An 18,410-nucleotide genomic window follows, 5' to 3' on the forward strand; every position below is an offset into this window, starting at 1 on the left:
CGGCTAACGTAAACGCTCACTCAGCCCGCTGTACCGCTGAGTGGGGGTTTTCACGGCCCGCTTAACGCACTCTTCCCGGCTGTAAATTGTCAGAAACTTTTTCGCCCGCGTCAGTGCCGTATACAGCAACTCACGACTGACCAGCGGCGAAGGCTGCACCGGCAATACCAGTGCGGTATGGGCAAACTCAGAACCCTGCGATTTGTGTACCGTCATCACATAAGCGGTTTCGTGTGCCGGAAGACGGTTCGGGCGGATGCTCTTTATGGTACCGTCCGGCAGCCGGAAAAAGACCCGCAGCTCATAGTTTTCATCCGTCAGCATGATCCCGATATCACCATTAAACAGCCCCAGCGGGCTGTCATTGCGGCTTATCATCACCGGTTTACCGTGATACGCGCGATGCCGGTGTATCTGCGGACGGCGGATATGCCCCTGCTGATGCAGCAGCCGCTCAATACGCTCATTCAGTCCTTCCACACCGAACGGCCCCTCACGCAGGGCGCACAGCAGCCGGAACTGACTGAAAGCCTCAAGTATTGCAGCCGGGTCGGCATGCTGTTTTACCAGTGATAAAAACGGCTGATAGGCATTCATGGTATCCGTCAGTACCTGCGCATACCCGTCTTCATCTTCCAGCGGCACATAACGCACATCCGGCCGCTGTCCGCTGAGAACTGCCATCGTTTCCCGGACATTACCATGGTTAACGGCAGTGGCCAGCTGTCCGATACCGGAAGCCGCATCAAAGCGGAAACTTTTGCGCAGCAGACAGAGATGATCCTGCACACTGACCGGGTTTTCCGGACATTTATCCGGCAGCACGCAGCCGGTCATTGCCTCCAGCATTTCCCTCCGCTGCGGTGTATAACCGGCTTCAGCAAAGCGGCAGATATCCCCCAGCACGGCTCCCGCTTCCACTGACGCCAGCTGGTCTTTATCCCCCAGCAGGATCAGTATTGCTTTCTCCGGCAGTGCCTCAATAAGAGCCGCCATCATCGGTAAATCGACCATGGATGCTTCATCCACAATCAGCACGTCTGACATCAGCGGATTTTTCCGGTGATGACGTAACCGGCGGCTGTCCGGCTGAGCGCCCAGCAGACGATGCAGTGTTTTGGCCTGATCCGGCATCATTGCCCGCTGAACATCTGTCAGGTCGAGCTGTGCAATTGCGTCTCCCAGTGATTCTGTCAGGCGGGCTGCCGCTTTACCGGTCGGTGCCGCCAGTTCAATCAGCAGCGGCTCCGCCGCGGATTGCACCAGAGCCGCCAGAATACGGGCAACGGTTGTGGTTTTACCGGTACCGGGCCCGCCGGAAATAACGGCAGTCCGGCTGCTGACCGCCACAGCGGCGGCAATTTTCTGCCAGTCTTCCTGCTCTTCCGTACCGAACAATGCATCCAGAACCGGGCGCAGTTTCTCCGCGTCTGCCGCAACAGCCTGCGGCCGGGAGAAAAATTCAGCCACACGGCACTCATACTGCCACATCCGGTGCAGATACAAATTCGCGTCTGACAGCACGACCGGTGCCGGAAGTGAGCCATCACTAACCGCATCCGACGCAGACAGCGCTGCTTTTATCTCAGGCAGTCCCGGATCACCCAGTGACCGCCAGACTGACAGCATGATCTCAGCATGCCGTCCGCCTTGTTCCGGCTGAGGAAGAATCCGCGACAGCGGCAGACAGACATGTCCGCCGCCGGTTTGTGTACTGAGCAGAGCAAACACGAGTTGCAGCAGCGGATCAGTGTCCGGTGCCAGCATCGCCGCAAACTGACAGTCCAGGGGACGCAGGATCTGCTCTGCGCACAAGGTTTGTAAGTGAGTATTCATTAACCTTCCTCCCCGTTAAACAGGACATCCAGCTGCTCAGTGAATGCCTGCTCCGGACGATAAAACCAGATCCCCTGACCGGGGTATTCCGGTGTCATGCCGCGCAGGAAAAGGTAATACACGCCGCCGAAGTGCGTCTGATAGTCATAATCCGGCAGCCGGTGACGCAGATAGCGGTGCAGCGCCAGCGTATACAGCTGATACTGCAAATCATAGCGGTGTTCCAGCATAGCCTGAGCCAGAGCCTCCGGCTGATAATCTGCCGGACTGTCTCCCAGGTAGTTTGATTTATAGTCAGCGATGTAATATTTACCCTCGTGATAAAACACAAGGTCGATAAAGCCTTTCAGCATGCCCGTCACCGCAGCAAAATCCAGCGGTGCGGCCTGCGCTGACAGCGGATCATATTGCCGCGTCAGTGCATCCAGTTTTTGCGCAGTCAGGTCGCCGTCTATCGGCAGGAAAAACTGCATTTCATCCTGTTTGTAACGCACCGGGATCGCACTGAGCACCGGCCCTTCTGCTGACAGTGGTGTATTCACCAGATCCGTAAACCAGGTTTGCAGAAACGGCGCCCACTCCGCTGAAAATCCGTATGACAACAACTGTTCAGTGAGCCACTCAAGTGAGGGCTCACTATCAAATTCAAGCTCTTCAAATAAACTGTGCAGGAATGTCCCCGCCAGTGCACCACGCGGGAAGGTATAAGCCGTCTGCTGCGTTACCGTTTCGTCCTGTACTTCTCCGAGGGTATCGGTGTCCAGTGACGGGCTGAGAGAGCGGATCATCGCCATCATCTCTTCCTGCCTGTCCTGTGTATATACGCTGCCACCGGATGATGCGCCGTAACTCAGGCCGCTGTAACTGGTTACCCGCCAGCGGCTGCTGACAGTCCGGGTAAACGGCTTCACCGCCAGGGACGGCGGCAGTGAAACGCCGGGCTGCCACAGTTGCAGCTGCGGTTCTGTTATCCGGGTAACGGCAGCCGCGCTGTCGCTCCGGCAAAAGGCATCCAGCCGCTCCGCCAGTGCAGTGCTGTCACACGCCTGTCCGTTCTGAAGCAGATACCCCAGCCCGTTAAGATGCAAATCGGTATTGCCCGTTTTTTTACGGTTCCCTTTGATAATGGGCGCAACCCCGAGACTGCAATGATAAACCGCCCGAGTCACCGCCACATACAGCAGGCGCAAATCCTCTGCCAGACGTTCTTTATCCGCCAGCGCAACCTGAGTTTCATCCGGTGACAGTGTCAGACAGGGCTCAAAGGTGGTTTCGTCATGGTAAAGACGCTGGCCGCCTGCCTGAAAATTACAGATAAACGGCAGCCACACCAGCGGGTATTCCAGCCCTTTGGATTTGTGGATCGTGCAGATCTGAACCAGATGCTGATCGCTTTCCAGCCGCATCTGCTGACTTTCCGATTGCGCATCCGGCCGTAATACCTGCTGTGCAAGCCAGCGCACCAGTGCATGTTCATTTTCCAGCGTCAGGGATGTTTCCTGAAGTAATTCGCTGATATGCATAATATCGGTTAAGCGCCGTTCGCCGTCCGGCCCCGCCAGCAGGTTTTCAGCTATTTTGCGCTGGCTGAGTACCCGGCGCAGCATCGGCAGAACGCCCTGCTGCTGCCAGATCTGCCCGTAACCGGCGAATTCATCCACCAGCCTGTCGCGGGCGGCTTCATCCTGATTGAGCGCATCAATCTCCGCCGCGTTCAGGCCAAACAGCCCGGAAGCCAGCGCACTGCGCAGCAGCCGTTCTTTTTCCGGATTCAGCACCGCCTGGAGCAGCCACAACAGTTCACGGGCTTCCGGCGTTTCAAATACACTATCGCGGTTTGAAAGAAAAACGGACGGGATCGCCCGCTGATTGAGCGCATCTTTTATCAGTTGAGCTTCCCGGCGGCTGCGCACCAGTACGGTGATATCCGCCGCACTGACCGGACGTTGTTTCCCGGGGGGGCCAATCAGGGCTGTACCGTTTTGTCCGGCATCCAGCCAGTCACGGATCTGTCCGGCGCACACGCCGGCCATTGTCCGTTCATAATCACCGCTGCTGACGCCCTCCGCGGCCTGCCACCAGAACTGCACTGCCGGTTGTGTTTTTCCGGCAATAATAAAAGCGGCATCATCATTTGCAGGTGCGGAACTGACCGGCTGAAACGGGATCTGTTTAAAGCAGAAAGGCTCATCCGCCTGTAAAAACAGCTTGTTGACGCTGTCGACCATCGTCTTTGCGGAACGGAAGTTAGTCCCGAGGGTATAATGCGCACTGACATCCCGGCGCGCTTTGATATAAGTGAAAATATCCGCCCCCCGGAAAGCATAAATCGCCTGTTTCGGGTCACCGATAAACAACAGTCCGTACGGCTCTGCCGGAGTGCCGTTATCACCGGCCGTCTCCTGATACGCCGTTTCCTGATAAATAGTGCGGAAGATCCGGTATTGCTGGGGGTCGGTATCCTGGAATTCATCAATCATCGCCACCGGAAAACGTCTGCGCAGTGTCTGTGCCAGCAGTGCCCCGTTTTCCTGACGCAGCGCATTATCCAGCCGGGTCAGCAGGTCATCAAACCCCATTTCACCCCGGGCCTGTTTTTCCTCTGTGATGGTCTGACGGATCTCGTATACCGCACGGGTAAACAGGACATCTTCCAGCGTCAGTGCCTGCTCCGTCAGTGCTTCAATTGCAGAAAATACCGGATGTGACGGCGGCGTGCCGCCCTTTTTGGTTTTTTCATCCAGCACCGCCTGACTGAAACGCTCCAGATTTTTCGGCAGTGCGTAATGTGTGGTTTCCTCTTCCTCCGCCCAGTCATTAATCCCGGCAATCCATCCGGGCACCAGATTGGCGCGGTAACTGCTTTTATTCAGATCAGAGTTCTGAATAAGGCTGACAAAATCAACATCACTTTTCCGCCAGCACTGTTTAACCTCATCAATCGCGGCAATAATCTGCTCATGGCGGGACAGCAATGTTTCATCGGATTCCGGTGCATCGGTAATTCCGGGTAATTCGCCCTGCAGCCAGGGGTAAATATCCCGCAGCAGCGCCTCAGGATCAGACCAGAGCTGTTTAATGGCTCTGGCCAGCTCTACGGGCAGCGGATAACAATGACGCCGCCAGAAGTCCTCACAGGCCTGCTTACGGACAGGGTGCTCATCCTGAATCAGTGTCTGTTCAAAAAGTACGCCGGATTCAAAAGCGTTGTGAGTCAGCATTCGCTGACAAAAACCGTGGATGGTAAAAATGGCGGCTTCATCCATCTGCCGTTCAGCCAGCAGCAGGCGATGAGCCGCACTCTGTTTATCTTCAATCAGATCCAGAAGCGGACCAAACCCGTCATCATCCGCCGGTTCCCCGCCTTCCTCATGACGCAGGCAGGCTATCCGCAGCTGATGAATATTCTCACGGATACGCCCGCGCAGCTCATTCGTTGCGGCTTCGGTAAAGGTCACCACCAGGATTTCTTCCGCCGATAACGGCCGGACAAAGGCCCCGTCACCGATTCCGAGCAGCAGACGCAGATAGAGCCGTGCCAGCGTATAGGTTTTTCCTGTACCGGCAGATGCCTCAATTAACCGCTGCCCCTGCAGCGGTATTGTCATCGGGTTTAAAGATTCAGCCGCCATTGCCTTACCGTATTTCTTCTTTGACAGGTAACAGCGACTGGAACGCCGTTACGGACGGATAAGTGGTCCATCCGGCCGGTTTTGCGTAATCATCCGCTTTACCGCCGGTTCCGGTCACCTGAGAGTAAAGCGCCAGACCATTTTTCGACATCACCGCGTTCTCATAGAAGGTCACCACATCCTGTTTGGTCATTTTTTTCACCGCAGCGATAGTTTGCTCGCGGGTATTGAAATCAAAGTAATTATTTTTGAAATCAAATGAATAACGGGAGGCCTCTTCCTCAAAGGTTTCCGGCGGCTGTGTCATTTCAGTCAGGAGCGCATTACGGTATTTATCGAATTCCGCATTATCCAGTGCTTTCAGGCGTTTCTCCGCATTAATATAAAAATCATCAAAGCGCTGTGACAGGTACGCCGGGTTCTTTTCATTGCTTTGCAGCAGGAAACCGATCCCCCACTGGCGGCCGAAATTCGGGTTAAATGCAAACAAGGCATAGCCCAGCTGCTCCTGTGTCCGCAACTGATCATAGAACCACGGATGCAGAATTTTCGACAGCACAGACGAGAATGCCGCGCCTTCCGTCCGTGAATACCCGGTCGGAATAAAGATATTGGCCAGCGCGTTATCGGTACTGTTGGCTTTTTCGTCGAAGTTTGGTTTCAGGGCTTTATCAATCACATAGTAATCCCCCACCCACCATTCCGTCCCCTGAGAGCCAAGTTGCGCCTGAGCTTTCGATGCAATCTGCTCTGCCTGAGGTGCCGTCAGATTACCGAACACAAACATCTGAAGCGCCCCTTCACGGATAAGACGGTCACGGAACTGTGTGATGTCGCTTTCCGTAATGGTATCCAGTGCGGCGAGGCGCTCTTTATCTTCAAAATACGGTACCGCTTTCAGGCGGCTGAACGGACGCATTGCCATCTCATACGCTTTGCCGTTATCCGATACCGCGACCTGCTCACGATACCAGGATTTCGCCTGTGCCAGCTCAGATGCGGTCGGGGTAAAGGACTGATATTCAGTCACCGCCGTGGTCAGTAATTCCGGCAGATGCTGGGAATAGCCGCTGACGCTGATATTCAGTCCGTCATCCTCACTGATGCTGATGCCCATTCCTGCCACACCGGCCTGATAGCTGAGCTGATTCAGTCTCAGCTCACTGACATAACTGAGCAGCGAACCGGTCACAAAATCTTTGGCTGTTCTGCCGGTATTCCGGTTGCGCAGTTCCAGCGCAATAATGGCTTTTGGTTCGTCAGAAAAATAACGGCTCGGCATATAGAACAGACGCAGTTTTGCCGAATCGGTCAGTTGTACCGGCTTAGTCTGTTCCTGCTGCTTAATCAGATCAAAATTATCCGGAATAAACGGGTTCAGTGCCGGCAGAGAGAAACGGAAATCACCTTCAGATTTGCGCCATTTATCCAGCTGCGCGGCAGTCACCGCATCCACCTGATAAGGGGCATCAACAAAATAGGCTTTTTTGTTGCTTGGTTCCTGCGGGCTGGTATACCAGACGCGGGCTTTTTCCGGTGTTAAATCCGCAAGACGGGCTTTGATCGCAGCCGGGTCCCAGTCATCGGCCAGATAACCGGCATTCAGGATATTTTTTACCGGATAATCCATCATAGTGTTTGCCAGTGATTCAACATAGTTCATATCACGGACAACCGAGTTGTAACGAAACGCCAGCATATTTACACGGGCAATTTCATCAAAGTAATCTTTATTAATCCCTTTTTCTTTAATCAGATTCAGGTACGCAAAAACAGCAGCAGTAATCTCATCCCGTTTTGCCATACCCTCATCTGTCAGCGACACAGAGATAATAAACACGCCCTGGTTACGCGCCAGTGAAGAAGATGCCGATGCACTGACATTCTCCGCCAGCCCGTTTGAGATCAGCCAGTTCGCCAGAGTACCTTCACTGCGGCTTCCCAGAAGATACGCAATGTAGGTATCTGTCTGCTTGCGGAAATCTTTGCTGTTGTTGTCGATAACAAACTCAAAATCCAGCGATTTCTGTGGTTGTGCCGGTACATAGTGAATAATTTTTTGCTGTTCGGCTGCCGTGATCAGCGGTACGGTAATCTCCGGAATTGCCGCATGACGATCCGGAATCGTACCGAACGTATCATTTGCCAGCTGAGCCAGCTCTTCCGCAGACTCCGGTCCGTAGATCACGGCTTTCATCAGGTTGGATGAGTAGTATGTATTGTAAAATTTCAGCAGCTCTTCATGCAGGATACTGCCGGGTTTATCCCTCAGCGTTTCCAGGTTTCCGCCGGAAAAACGGGAGATCGGATGTGCCGGGTTCCAGGTTTCCGCCCGTACCTGATACATGCGGTGCCCGTCGCGGGAACGCGCCATGGTCAGTTCAGCGTTGACCGCGTTACGTTCTTTATCGGCATTCACCGGGTCCAGCAGCGGCTCTGCCAGCGCATCCGCCAGCCGTTCTGTTGCACCTTTCAGGGCATTATTTTCAACTTCAAAATAGAAATCGGTATAGTTGGAGCCGGTGCTGGCGTTATGGCTTCCGCCGTGCTTCGCCAGATAGTCACTGAAGTTCCCGGGTTCCGGGAAGCGTTTCGAGCCCATCAGCACCATATGCTCCAGATAGTGCGCAAGACCCGCCTGGCTCTTCGGCTCATCCATACTGCCGATAGCCAGACTGACTGCCGCCGCTGATTTACGGGCGGTTTTATCTGAAATCAGCAGAACCGTCATATTATTTTTCAGGGTGATAGCCTGATACTGACGCGGATCGTTGGCGCTTTTCTCAATTTCTCCGGGCAGAACCTGCCAGTTGTTCTGGGCAAGTGCATTGGCACCGGTAAAAAAGAAAAGCAGCATAAAAATAAACTGCACTAGTTGTTTAGGCATCAGCCTCATTCTCCCTGTTTTTCTGATGTTGAAACATCGGCAAAAAGAGTTGTTGTGAAAATTGCTTTATTGCGTCCATAAGTGTTTCATCAAAATGGCGGAATGCACGGACAACATAATCGTCCTCCGCCTCGCCGGTAAACTGGTATCCCCCCTGCAATGTCTGCAGCAGCAGTAAACCGGCTTTATGTTGGAGTCCCTCATCATCAGAGAGTTCACCGGTGTTTTCATCCGCCAGTGTGGTCAGCCATGCCCAGCCGCTTTTGACAAAGATTGGCAGCGGCTCATTCAGCCCGCGGACAAACACATCCAGCAGCGGGCGCAGATAATCCCGGGCCTGCTCCGCCGTCAGCGGTTCAAAGATCCACACCGTATCTCCCCGCCCGTACATCCGGCTGTATTGCTGCCGTCCGCTCAGGCTGTAAGTCAGGTGTTCAATCCACAAACGCAGGCCGTCCGCCGCGGTCAGTGCTGCCGGGCGCCAGCGGAGTAATCCGTTTTCCTGAACACCCGCCAGTTGCCCGCTGTAAGTATAAGGCCCGATAACATCATGAAATGACTCAGTATCAGACGCCATCCGTGCATTGCGGATTTTCTCCGCCAGAACATCCATTTCCTGTAATTGTTCTTCCCAGTAAACCTGTGCAAACGCCCCGGCCGGCAGTTCCCCTGCCGCTTTCAGCAGCCGGAAGACTTTCTCTTCCGGCTCACCGTCCACCAGCGTATCAAGCAACCTGGTGTTAAATCCGTAACGCTGTAAATTATCGACACTGAACGGCTCTTCCTCCGGCAGTGCCACATCTTCAATCTCAAAATGCACATTCAGACGCTGCTGAAAAAATGCCCTGACCGGATGCCGGTAAAAGCGCAGTAACTGATCAATCGTGATGCCGGTCACCACTTCTGACTGAACAGAGACATTAAATGCACCCTGCGCTTCCCCCTGCCGCAATGCAGCCGGTAACCACTGGGGTGCAAAACTCTGAAACTCAGCACCTTCTCTGTAGTTGTCTGCTGCAAACGGTACGCGGGTATGCCGGACAATCAGATGATTTTCCAGTGATTTCCGGCTGGTATCCAGATCGGCAAAGCGATTTTTCTCCAGACAGAAGCTGAGCCCTGCATATTCCAGCAGTTCACTGACCAGTACTGACGGGTTACGCTCTTCGTTATCTCTGATAGATCGGCCGATATAGCTGATATATAAATATTCTTTTGCTGACCCCAGCGCTTCGAGGAAAAGATAACGGTCATCATCGCGGCGTTTACGATCACCCCGGCGGCTTTTTTCTGCCATCAGGTCAAATCCCAGCGGCGGAATTGTTCTCGGATAGACACCATCATTCATACCCAGCAGACAAATCACCTTAAACGGAACAGAACGCATCGGCATCAGTGTGCAGAAATTGACAGCACCGGATAAAAAACGCTGGCTGATTTTTTCGTCATCCAGCCGCAGAGAGAGTTCATCACGGATCAGTGAAAGCGGAACATCCCCGTCATAACAGGCTTTAACGCCTTGTTCCAGCACCTGCTGCCACTGCTGAAGTACCATACTGAGTACCGGTTCGGTATCCGGTGTCGTCATAAAAAATGCGGACAACAACTCAGAACCGGTTTCACGCCACTGTGCCGGTGTACGCTGTTCACTCAGTTTTTTCTGCCACTGCCGCAAAGTATCAATAAATGCAGCCAGCTGCCCGACCCGGTCCGCAGACATGCCGGAAACTTCATCATAAGGCAGGATCCCGCGCCAGGTGCCTTCATCCTCTGCCATTGCATAGCCCAGCAGCATGCGCTCCAGTCCGAATTTCCAGGTATTCTGGCCAAAAACCGGCAGTGAGAAAGATTCGATATTTTGATCATCCAGCCCCCAGCGGACACCCGATCCGCTGACCCAGCGGCGCAGAAGCGGCAGGTCGCTCTCATCCAGCCCGAACTGCTGTGCCACAGCCGGGACTTCCAACAAACTGAGAACATGTTCTGAAGTGAAGCGGCTCTGCGGTAATTCCAGCAAAGTCAGTACCGCCTGTAATACCGGATGTGCCTGCCGGGCTTTGCGGTCTGAAATCGCAAACGGAAGATAACGGTTTTCGTTCCCCTGCCCGAAAACCGCCTGAATATAGGGGGAATAACTGTCGATATCCGCCACCATGACAATAATATCGCGGGGAGTCAGTGACGGGTCGTTTTCCAGCAGATTCAGTAAATAGTCCTGCAGAATCTCCACTTCCCGTTGCGGGCTGTGGCAGGAGTGAAATGTCAGAGAACGGTCATTATCCGCAATCACCCGCCGCCCTTCGCTGGTGGCAAATTCCTCTTTGTTTTTTCCCACCACGCTGCCGTCTTCCAGGTTCAGGATATCCTGCTGAACAGCGGACAGCAGTGTATCTGCCGGACGATCGACAAAGGCTTTAATCGCATGGATTTCTTCAATATCTTCCAGAAAAAACAGGTTATCCCGGCCGGGACGTCCCCATGACGCCAGCAGCGGGTTACCGGTATTCTGCTCTCCGTCAGCCTCAAAATCGAACAGTGACGGTGCATCCTCATCCGATTTAAACCAGCTGACGGCTTTTTTATCCCAATAGCTTTGCGGCTTGCGTGCCAGCATACGCCGGAGTGCTGACGGGCTCTGTAAATCGCCCCAGTAATACTGGCAGGGATTGGTAAACATCAGATGGATATGGGTATGCTGTCCGAGCGCCCGCAACGCCTGAAGATAGACAGGCGGTAACGCAGAGATACCGCAGATAAACAGGCGTGGCGGCAGATTGGCAACCACCGCCGGATCACCTTCATTGAGTACGTCAATAAAACGCTGGTAAAGATTGGCACGGTGCCATTCCGGCTGACCCAGGCTGCGGGTCAGAGTCTGGAGATCCCGCCACAGGCATTTCTGCCAGGACTGATTCTGACTCAGCCCGTCAATCAGCTCATTATTTTCCCACGCAGTCAGCCAGTCCGGCCTGTAGACAAGATACTGGTCAAATAAATCCGCAATACGGCCGGACAACTGATGCAGCTTGCGTTTATCGCCGTCATCATCAAGGTAATGGCGCAGCGGGGAAAAATCCGGATCATCCAGACGCTGCGGAAGCAGTGACATCAGTTTCCAGGTCATCGCCCCTTTACTGAAAGCACTTTCTTTCGGAATACCCGGCAAGACGCGGGTAAACATATCCCAGATAAACGTTGCGGGCAGCGGAAACGTAATATTTGCGGCAATCCCCAGTTTTTCCGCCAGACTGATTTGCAGCCACTGAGACATGCCGGGGCTTTGCACCAGCACGGTTTCAGGGCAAAAAGGATCATTGATTTTATCATTATCAATAATATGGCATATCAGGTCTTTCAGCAGATCCAGATCATTGGAGTGATAAACCGTAAACATTGTCCTGTCCTTACATACATTGCCATCTTCCGGCGGTTAACCGGCGCTCTCCCGGGGAGACCAGCCCGATAGTAACGGAAATACAGCCCGGTGACACATTTTCCTGTTCACTTTCCCATTTCTGCCGGGCAGACAAATGTACCTGCATCATCTGCCGTAATACCCCGGGATCGGTGGTAAAGCGCATCATCTGATGCAGATGACGTACCGTACTGACATCCGTGTACTGCCTGTGTTTTCCGCTGTGCAGCAGCTGATAATAGCGTAATAATCCGGTAATCAGAATCGCAAAGATAAAGGCACAAAGCATCACTTCCGGTAACGACATTCCGCGCTCATTCATTATTTTCTCCTGTATCCCTGTGCCGGTTACAACCGGGTTTTAAATCCGGCGGGCAAAAATCACTCCAGCCCTGCGGCAGAGCCGTTAATATCATTCTGTCGCCTTCTTCCCCGGCGCTGACCAACTGATAATGCGTGATATTTTGTGCAAACCGGGAAGAAAACCGGCTGCCCTGCAATAACAGCTTATTTGCTCTCAGCCGCCGCAAACAACTTTTCAGCGCCGGGTCCGGTGCTGTCCGGCAGTAAAACGACGTTTCATTCAATATTTTCCGCGACCAGTCCTGCGTCAGTCCCCACTCCAGAGCAGACGCCGCACCGGCATCCGCACGGTAAAATTCAATTTCATCCTGACTGTTACGCCACTCTGTCTGATAAAAGCGATGCAAAACAGATAACATCATCAGTGAGATCCCCAGCAGCAGCATTATCATCAGCAGCAACGTATTTCCCGCTGAGCGATCCGCTTTTTCCCTGCGGGGATTACAGGTGGTAATTCGGCATAACAATCAGGCTTTCTCCGGTTCGCTGTATTAAAGGCATATCCAGCCCGGTAAGTGTCAGGGTTAAGCGCAGACCATTTTTTCCGTACAATTTCACCGGTGTGACCAAAAACCGGGAAACAGCCACATAGCGGTTATCGGTGACTTTTTCCCAGCCGGATTCCCGGCAACTGAGGGCATTACGTGTCCATTCAATTGCCTGTTTATTCAGACGGTAACCAAAATGCTCTCCGGTTTTCCGGACATTACGTTCCCAGCGGCCATTATGATTGAGATCGTAAGCAACTATAATGCAACTGCTCTTTGTCTCGCCCGGCTTCGCCGCAATCTGCAGCGGATTGCCCTGACAATGCCCCCGGCAGAAGGCTGTCCGCCGGAGATCTTTTTCCAGCCTCAGAAGCGTTTCCCGCATAATGGTATCCAGCTTATATTGCCGGTATGTATTCAGTACATCCTGCCCCAGAGCCGGAAAAAACCGGGCTGCCGTGACCAGGATAATCGTACTGACAGCCATCGCCGCCAGCATTTCAAATAACAGGAATCCCTGCTCCCGTATTTTATTCAGCATGACGGCACACCGGATAGCCGCCCCGGTGTACACAACCGGATACGGCCGGGAGCCGAGATAATCAGTTTTATCTGTCCCTGCGGATTTTCCAGTACAAAACCGGCGGCAGAGGCGGTATGCCGGGTTCCCCAGAACTGCACCGTATCCGTGGTGCCGGAAACAATACGGACGCCCGGTGCAGGAATGAACGCTTCTGTATCACTATCGCACTGCGCTGCGGATACCTGATGACAGGCCCGGCTTTTTTCACCGAAAATAACGGCTATTTTCCGGGTTTCATTCAGATACGTTGCTTTCAGTTTATGGCTGCTGAGATACTGATGAAACAATGCCGCTGTTTCTGTCAGATAACGCCGTTCTCTGTAGCTTTCCCATGACATATGAACAAATGAAACTGGTAATGCCATAATAAATAAAACAATAATGACTTCCATCAGCGATATCCCCCGCTCTTTTCGCATGTATTTCTGCATGTGGTCATCCGTTTCCTTTCCCTGCTGAAAAAATAACGCGTTTACCACTTCCGCAAAGGCAGAACCTGAAAATATGCGATACAACAGGAAAAAATATCTGCATGGCACTGCAAATACACATCCGTTCTTCCTGTTATGCAGAAAAAAATCATCTTCCTGAAAAAAAGTCTGGTGTGAAAAAAACGAAGACGCTAAAAAGAGCAGATATCGCTGCTCTTTAACAATCCGGATATTACCCAATATAAAAACCGATCACCGGCACTGTATTTAAGACAGCTCACCCTCAGTGCCGGTGACCCGGATATTATTGTTACCCCGTATCTTTTAATATAAATAATCACTTATTATAAAATAAAGTTAATACATATTTATCATTAATTAAATTAATAAAAATAATAAAAATCATTTTAATAAAACCAACGAAATATTATTTTATATGAAATGAATAAAAACAGTGCTATAATATTGAGATCATATACTGCGTCAACAGGAAAACAAAAGTGGAACAATATTTAGACATTGCAAAGCGGATTCTGGAGGAAGGGAAATGGATTGAAAATAAGCGGACAGGTAAAAGATGTCTGACAATTATTAATGCCGATTTCACTTACCACGTTGACAAAAATGAGTTCCCGCTGGTAACCACCCGCAAAGCATTCTGGAAAGCTGCTATTGCGGAAATGCTGGGTTACTTACGCGGATATGACAATGCCTCACAGTTCAGAGACATCGGCTGTAATACCTGGAACGCCAACGCAAATGAAAACGCCGACTGGCTGGCAAACCCGAACCGTAAAGGTGAGGATGATATGGGCCGTGTTTATGGTGTTCAGGGACGTCAGCTGAAAATATCCCCGACAGACGCACAATATGATTTATTATTATCATTAAGTGATGCCGGAGACAAAGAAGGCGTTAATAACCTGATTAATGAACTGAGAAAAAATACCTTCGATCAACTTCGCAAAGTATATGATAATTTAAAAAAAGGAATTGATGACCGCGGTGAAATTATCTCTTTCTGGAATCCGGGTGAATTTGATCAGGGTTGCCTGAGACCATGTATGTTTATGCATCATTTCTCTGTTCTTGACGGAACATTATATTTAAACAGTTATCAGAGAAGTTGTGATTATGCACTGGGTTATGTTTTCAATGCACCGCAATGTTATTTCCTGCTTGCCATTATGGCTCAGATAACCGGACTGAAATGCGGCAAGGTTTATCACAAAGTGGTTAATCTGCATTTATATGAAGATCAATTAGAATTAATGCGTGATGTACAAATTGCACGTAAACCGTTTGCATCACCGAAACTTCATATTAATCCTGAGATTAAAACACTGGATGATCTGATGACATGGGTTACCACCGATGACTTTACGGTGACAGATTACCAGCACCACGATCCGATTAAATATCCGTTTTCTGTCTGAGCAAACAGTTAAACGGCTCCGGATACAAAAACTGCATCGGTTACGATGCAGTTTTTTTGTCACTCACTAAAGTCAGATCTATTCCGGCGCGTTCTGTTTTCCGCTGTCACTCCGTGTTTTATTACCCGGGCATTTGTATGCCCATACCATCATCAGCACACCCACAATAATCATCGGTACAGACAGAATCTGCCCCATACTGATCCCGCTGAATAAACCGAGCTGGGCATCCGGCTGGCGGAAGAATTCCACAATAATACGGAACAGACCGTAACCGATCAGGAACAGTCCGGACACGCTTCCCATCGGCCGGGATTTGCGGACAAACACATTCAGAATGATAAAGAGGACAATCCCCTCAAGCAGCATTTCATACAATTGCGACGGGTGTCTCGGCAACACACCATACTGCTCGAGTACCGGCATCAGAGAAGGGTCAGCCGCAGCCAGTTTCACATCTTCGCTGTAAGAGGTCGGGAACAGAATGGCCCATGGCGTATCGAGTGTCACACGCCCCCACAATTCGCCGTTAATAAAGTTACCGATACGCCCCATACCAAGGCCAAACGGAATAAGTGGTGCCACAAAGTCAGCGACCTGTAAGAAATGGCGCTTCGTGCGGCGGGCAAACCACCACATTGCGATAATAACGCCCATCAGGCCGCCGTGGAATGACATACCGCCGTCCCAGACTTTCAGCAGATACAGCGGGTTTTCCGCAAACAGCGGGAAGTTATAAAACAGAACATAACCGATACGGCCGCCCAGGAAAACCCCGACAAATCCGGCATATAACAGTGTTTCAACTTCACTGCGTTTCCAGCCGCTGCCCGGTTTATCTGCCCGCCGGTTGGCCAGCCACATGGCAAACACAAACCCGACAAGATACATCAGCCCGTACCAGCGTAACGCCACCGGCCCCACAGAAAAAATAACAGGATCAAAATCCGGAAATGCCAGATAAGTGTTACTCATCGTACCTCACACTGTGTGTTGTATCCGGCCGCAGGCGTTGCTCTGCCCGCCGCAGACCGGGATATATGACTATAAGGACGGAACCGCCTTATTACGCGGGATGTGCGGTTAAGCACTGCCGCGGATAAGCTGTTCCAGTCCCTTGCTCTCAATAAACAGTTCCGATTTTTCACGGATCTCAGCCGCTGTCTGTGCATCCAGCAATGATGCCATCAGCGGCTCCAGCGCTGCGGCATCCAGATGCCGCAACAGATACTTAATACGCGGGATACTCCGCCCGTTCATACTCAGCCGGCGATATCCTAAACCAATAAGGATCATTGCACCTAACGGATTTGCTGCCATTTCCCCGCAGACAGAGACCGGAATTCCCAGCCGTGTGGTTTCTGTCCGGACAAAATGCAGCATACGCAATACCGCCGGATGGAGCGAGTCATAGAGTGGCGCAACATGCGTATTATTCCGGTCAACCGCCAGCAGATACTGCGTTAAATCATTCGTGCCGACAGAAATAAAATCAATATACTGTTTCAGTTCCGGCAGCATAAATAACAATGACGGTACTTCCAGCATCACGCCCACCGGCGGACGTTTCACCGTTTCCCCGGTCAGTGCCGAGACTTCCTCACAGGCGCGGTCAAGCAGGCGGATAGCCTCTTCAACCTCGGCGAGCCCGGAAATCATCGGGAATAATATCTTCAGATTATTCAGCCCGATATTAGCCCGCAGCATAGCACGCAGCTGGATAAGAAAAATCTCCGGCTGATCCAGCATCACACGGATGCCGCGCCAGCCCAGACACGGATTTTCCTCACTGATAGGCATGTACGGCAGTTGTTTATCCGCACCGATATCCAGTGTCCGCAATACAACCGGTTTCCCGGCAAAGAGTTGCAGCATATCCTGATAGCGGATTTTCTGCTCTTCTTCTGACGGAAAACCATTATGCACCAGAAACGGTATTTCCGTGCGGTACAGGCCAATACCGTCAATACTTTTGACGATTTTCTGCTCATATTTCAGACTGAGCCCGGCATTCAGCTGAACAGAGATCCGTTCACCGCTTTTCAGTGCGGCGGAACGGCTGAGTTCATCTTCAGCCAGTTGGCTGATAACCTGCTCCTGTTCAATAATCTGACGGAATTCCTGCGCTATCAGCGGCTCCGGTTCGATATACACCACGCCCCGGTAGCCATCGAGGATCAACAGGCGGTTGTGCAGCAGTTCCGGCTGAATATCTGCGCCCATGATTACCGGAATTCCCATTGCCCTGACCAGAATAGCGGAATGAGAATGTGTTGCCCCGTCACGTACCACCACACCGGCAAGCTGTTCCTGCGGCAGTTCCGCCAGCAGGCTGGCACTCAGTTCATCGGCCACCAGCACAAAACGTTCCGGCCACTGGTTGCTGCCGGTAAAATTATCATCCAGATGGAACAACAGCCGCTGACCGAGCGCACGCAAATCCGCGGCCCGCTCCCGCATATAGCTGTCCTGGAGCCCGGCAAACCGGGCCGCAAATTGTTCAATAACCGTTTTAACGGCCCATTCCGCCACAAAGCCCTGCTCCACCATGCTGTACAACCCCTTTTTCAGTTGCAGGTCGTTCAGCAGATGGGAGTAGAGGTCGAAAATCGCCGCACTCTCTTTTTGTGATGCAGCATTAAAACGCTTGCTGATACGACGGCACTCCGCCGTGGCATCCTCCAGCGCTTTATTCAGGCGGGCACGTTCCTGTACGCGATCCAGCGCCGATGCCTCCGAAACATGTTCCAGCACAGGCTGCGAGCGATCTTCCCAGCCATAGGCCATCACAATCCCGGAGGAAACCGGGATAGCCTGTATCCGTGTCTGACGGAACTGCCCGAACAGTCCTTTGGTCTGAGCCTGCGCCAGCAATACCGCCAGCTGCATCGCCAGGGTGACAATAAAGGATTCTTCCGTTTCACTGAACAGGCGCTTTTCTCTCTGCTGGACCACCAGCACGCCCAGTAACTGACGGCGGTAAACCACCGGCACACCGAGAAATGCACGCAGATTGTCTTCTTTTACCTGAGGGAGATATTTAAAACCGGGGTGTTCGCGGACATCCGCAATATTGATAAGCTCGGCGCGGCGGCCGACATGACCGACGACACCTTCACCGAAAGCAAGACTGACAGCACGGCCGCGGGGCTTTTTCAGCCCCTGCGTTGCCATCAGATAAAAACATTGATGCTGGTTATCTGCCAGGTAGATAGAACAGACATCTGTTCCCATCGCCTGACAGGTTTCTTTAACCAGAAGCTCCAGCGCTTCCGCGAGATCAGCGGCGGCAGCCACTTTTTCAATCACTTCACGTAAACGCGTCAGCATCCGTTCCCC

Annotated in this window: 11 protein-coding genes; 1 reads left to right on the plus strand and 10 read right to left on the minus strand. The window is 52.1% G+C overall.

Features of this window, described 5'->3' with window-relative positions; translation table 11 throughout:
- Window positions 1–3 precede the first annotated feature (3 nt).
- From recD to AAZR23_RS18725, 8 genes are read right to left on the minus strand one after another with little or no spacing between them, the layout of a single operon-like run.
- Window positions 4–1,836 (minus strand): exodeoxyribonuclease V subunit alpha, encoded by a 1,833-nt coding sequence (recD, locus tag AAZR23_RS18690; RefSeq protein WP_434694288.1) that lies wholly within the window; start codon window positions 1,834–1,836, stop codon window positions 4–6.
- Window positions 1,836–5,468 (minus strand): exodeoxyribonuclease V subunit beta, encoded by a 3,633-nt coding sequence (recB, locus tag AAZR23_RS18695; RefSeq protein ID WP_434694289.1) that lies wholly within the window; start codon window positions 5,466–5,468, stop codon window positions 1,836–1,838. The genes recD and recB overlap by 1 nt, the downstream gene beginning before the upstream one ends.
- Window positions 5,469–5,472: 4 nt before the next feature.
- Window positions 5,473–8,364, minus strand: coding sequence for a pitrilysin (ptrA, locus tag AAZR23_RS18700; RefSeq protein ID WP_434694291.1), 2,892 nt, complete (start codon window positions 8,362–8,364; stop codon window positions 5,473–5,475).
- Complete coding sequence (gene recC / locus AAZR23_RS18705; RefSeq protein ID WP_434694293.1) at window positions 8,348–11,749, minus strand: exodeoxyribonuclease V subunit gamma; 3,402 nt, start codon at window positions 11,747–11,749, stop codon at window positions 8,348–8,350. Before recC ends, ptrA begins: the two co-directional genes overlap by 17 nt.
- A gap of 10 nt (window positions 11,750–11,759) precedes the next feature.
- Window positions 11,760–12,092, minus strand: coding sequence for a prepilin-type N-terminal cleavage/methylation domain-containing protein (locus AAZR23_RS18710; protein WP_434694295.1), 333 nt, complete (start codon window positions 12,090–12,092; stop codon window positions 11,760–11,762).
- Complete coding sequence (locus AAZR23_RS18715) at window positions 12,085–12,600, minus strand: YgdB family protein (RefSeq protein WP_434694296.1); 516 nt, start codon at window positions 12,598–12,600, stop codon at window positions 12,085–12,087. The genes AAZR23_RS18710 and AAZR23_RS18715 overlap by 8 nt, the downstream gene beginning before the upstream one ends.
- Window positions 12,575–13,162 carry a prepilin peptidase-dependent protein gene (locus tag AAZR23_RS18720; RefSeq protein WP_046894161.1) on the minus strand — a complete coding sequence of 196 codons (588 nt, stop codon included), beginning with the start codon at window positions 13,160–13,162 and terminating at the stop codon, window positions 12,575–12,577. Before AAZR23_RS18720 ends, AAZR23_RS18715 begins: the two co-directional genes overlap by 26 nt.
- The gene (locus AAZR23_RS18725; RefSeq protein WP_434694298.1) at window positions 13,156–13,635 is read right to left on the minus strand and encodes a prepilin-type N-terminal cleavage/methylation domain-containing protein; all 480 of its coding nucleotides are present in this window, start codon (window positions 13,633–13,635) and stop codon (window positions 13,156–13,158) included. The genes AAZR23_RS18720 and AAZR23_RS18725 overlap by 7 nt, the downstream gene beginning before the upstream one ends.
- Before the next feature lie 500 nt (window positions 13,636–14,135).
- On the opposite strand from AAZR23_RS18725, the gene thyA reads away from it, so the two are divergent.
- A complete protein-coding gene (gene thyA, locus AAZR23_RS18730; protein ID WP_434694300.1) occupies window positions 14,136–15,071 on the plus strand; it encodes a thymidylate synthase in 936 nt (311 codons plus the stop codon).
- Between the two features lie 78 nt (window positions 15,072–15,149).
- On the opposite strand, the gene lgt is transcribed toward thyA, so the two are convergent.
- On the minus strand, window positions 15,150–16,046 hold the full coding sequence (gene lgt / locus AAZR23_RS18735; RefSeq protein ID WP_166706983.1) for a prolipoprotein diacylglyceryl transferase: 897 nt from the start codon (window positions 16,044–16,046) through the stop codon (window positions 15,150–15,152).
- A 108-nt stretch (window positions 16,047–16,154) separates the two neighbouring features.
- The gene (gene ptsP / locus AAZR23_RS18740) at window positions 16,155–18,401 is read right to left on the minus strand and encodes a phosphoenolpyruvate--protein phosphotransferase (protein ID WP_046894158.1); all 2,247 of its coding nucleotides are present in this window, start codon (window positions 18,399–18,401) and stop codon (window positions 16,155–16,157) included.
- Between the last annotated feature and the right edge of the window lie 9 nt (window positions 18,402–18,410).

This window comes from Morganella sp. Je.2.23 (assembly GCF_051129855.1).
In the GTDB taxonomy this organism is placed as follows: domain Bacteria; phylum Pseudomonadota; class Gammaproteobacteria; order Enterobacterales; family Enterobacteriaceae; genus Morganella; species Morganella sibonii.

What these genes read in the sequence shown, in the direction of transcription:
- AAZR23_RS18710 (WP_434694295.1), bottom strand. Translation starts at nt 12,092, where the DNA reads ATGAATGAGCGCGGAATGTCGTTACCGGAAGTGATGCTTTGTGCCTTT.
- AAZR23_RS18720 (WP_046894161.1), bottom strand. Translation starts at nt 13,162, where the DNA reads ATGCTGAATAAAATACGGGAGCAGGGATTCCTGTTATTTGAAATGCTG.
- ptsP (WP_046894158.1), bottom strand. Translation starts at nt 18,401, where the DNA reads ATGCTGACGCGTTTACGTGAAGTGATTGAAAAAGTGGCTGCCGCCGCT.
- lgt (WP_166706983.1), bottom strand. Translation starts at nt 16,046, where the DNA reads ATGAGTAACACTTATCTGGCATTTCCGGATTTTGATCCTGTTATTTTT.
- recC (WP_434694293.1), bottom strand. Translation starts at nt 11,749, where the DNA reads ATGTTTACGGTTTATCACTCCAATGATCTGGATCTGCTGAAAGACCTG.
- AAZR23_RS18725 (WP_434694298.1), bottom strand. Translation starts at nt 13,635, where the DNA reads ATGCAGAAATACATGCGAAAAGAGCGGGGGATATCGCTGATGGAAGTC.
- recB (WP_434694289.1), bottom strand. Translation starts at nt 5,468, where the DNA reads ATGGCGGCTGAATCTTTAAACCCGATGACAATACCGCTGCAGGGGCAG.
- recD (WP_434694288.1), bottom strand. Translation starts at nt 1,836, where the DNA reads ATGAATACTCACTTACAAACCTTGTGCGCAGAGCAGATCCTGCGTCCC.
- ptrA (WP_434694291.1), bottom strand. Translation starts at nt 8,364, where the DNA reads ATGAGGCTGATGCCTAAACAACTAGTGCAGTTTATTTTTATGCTGCTT.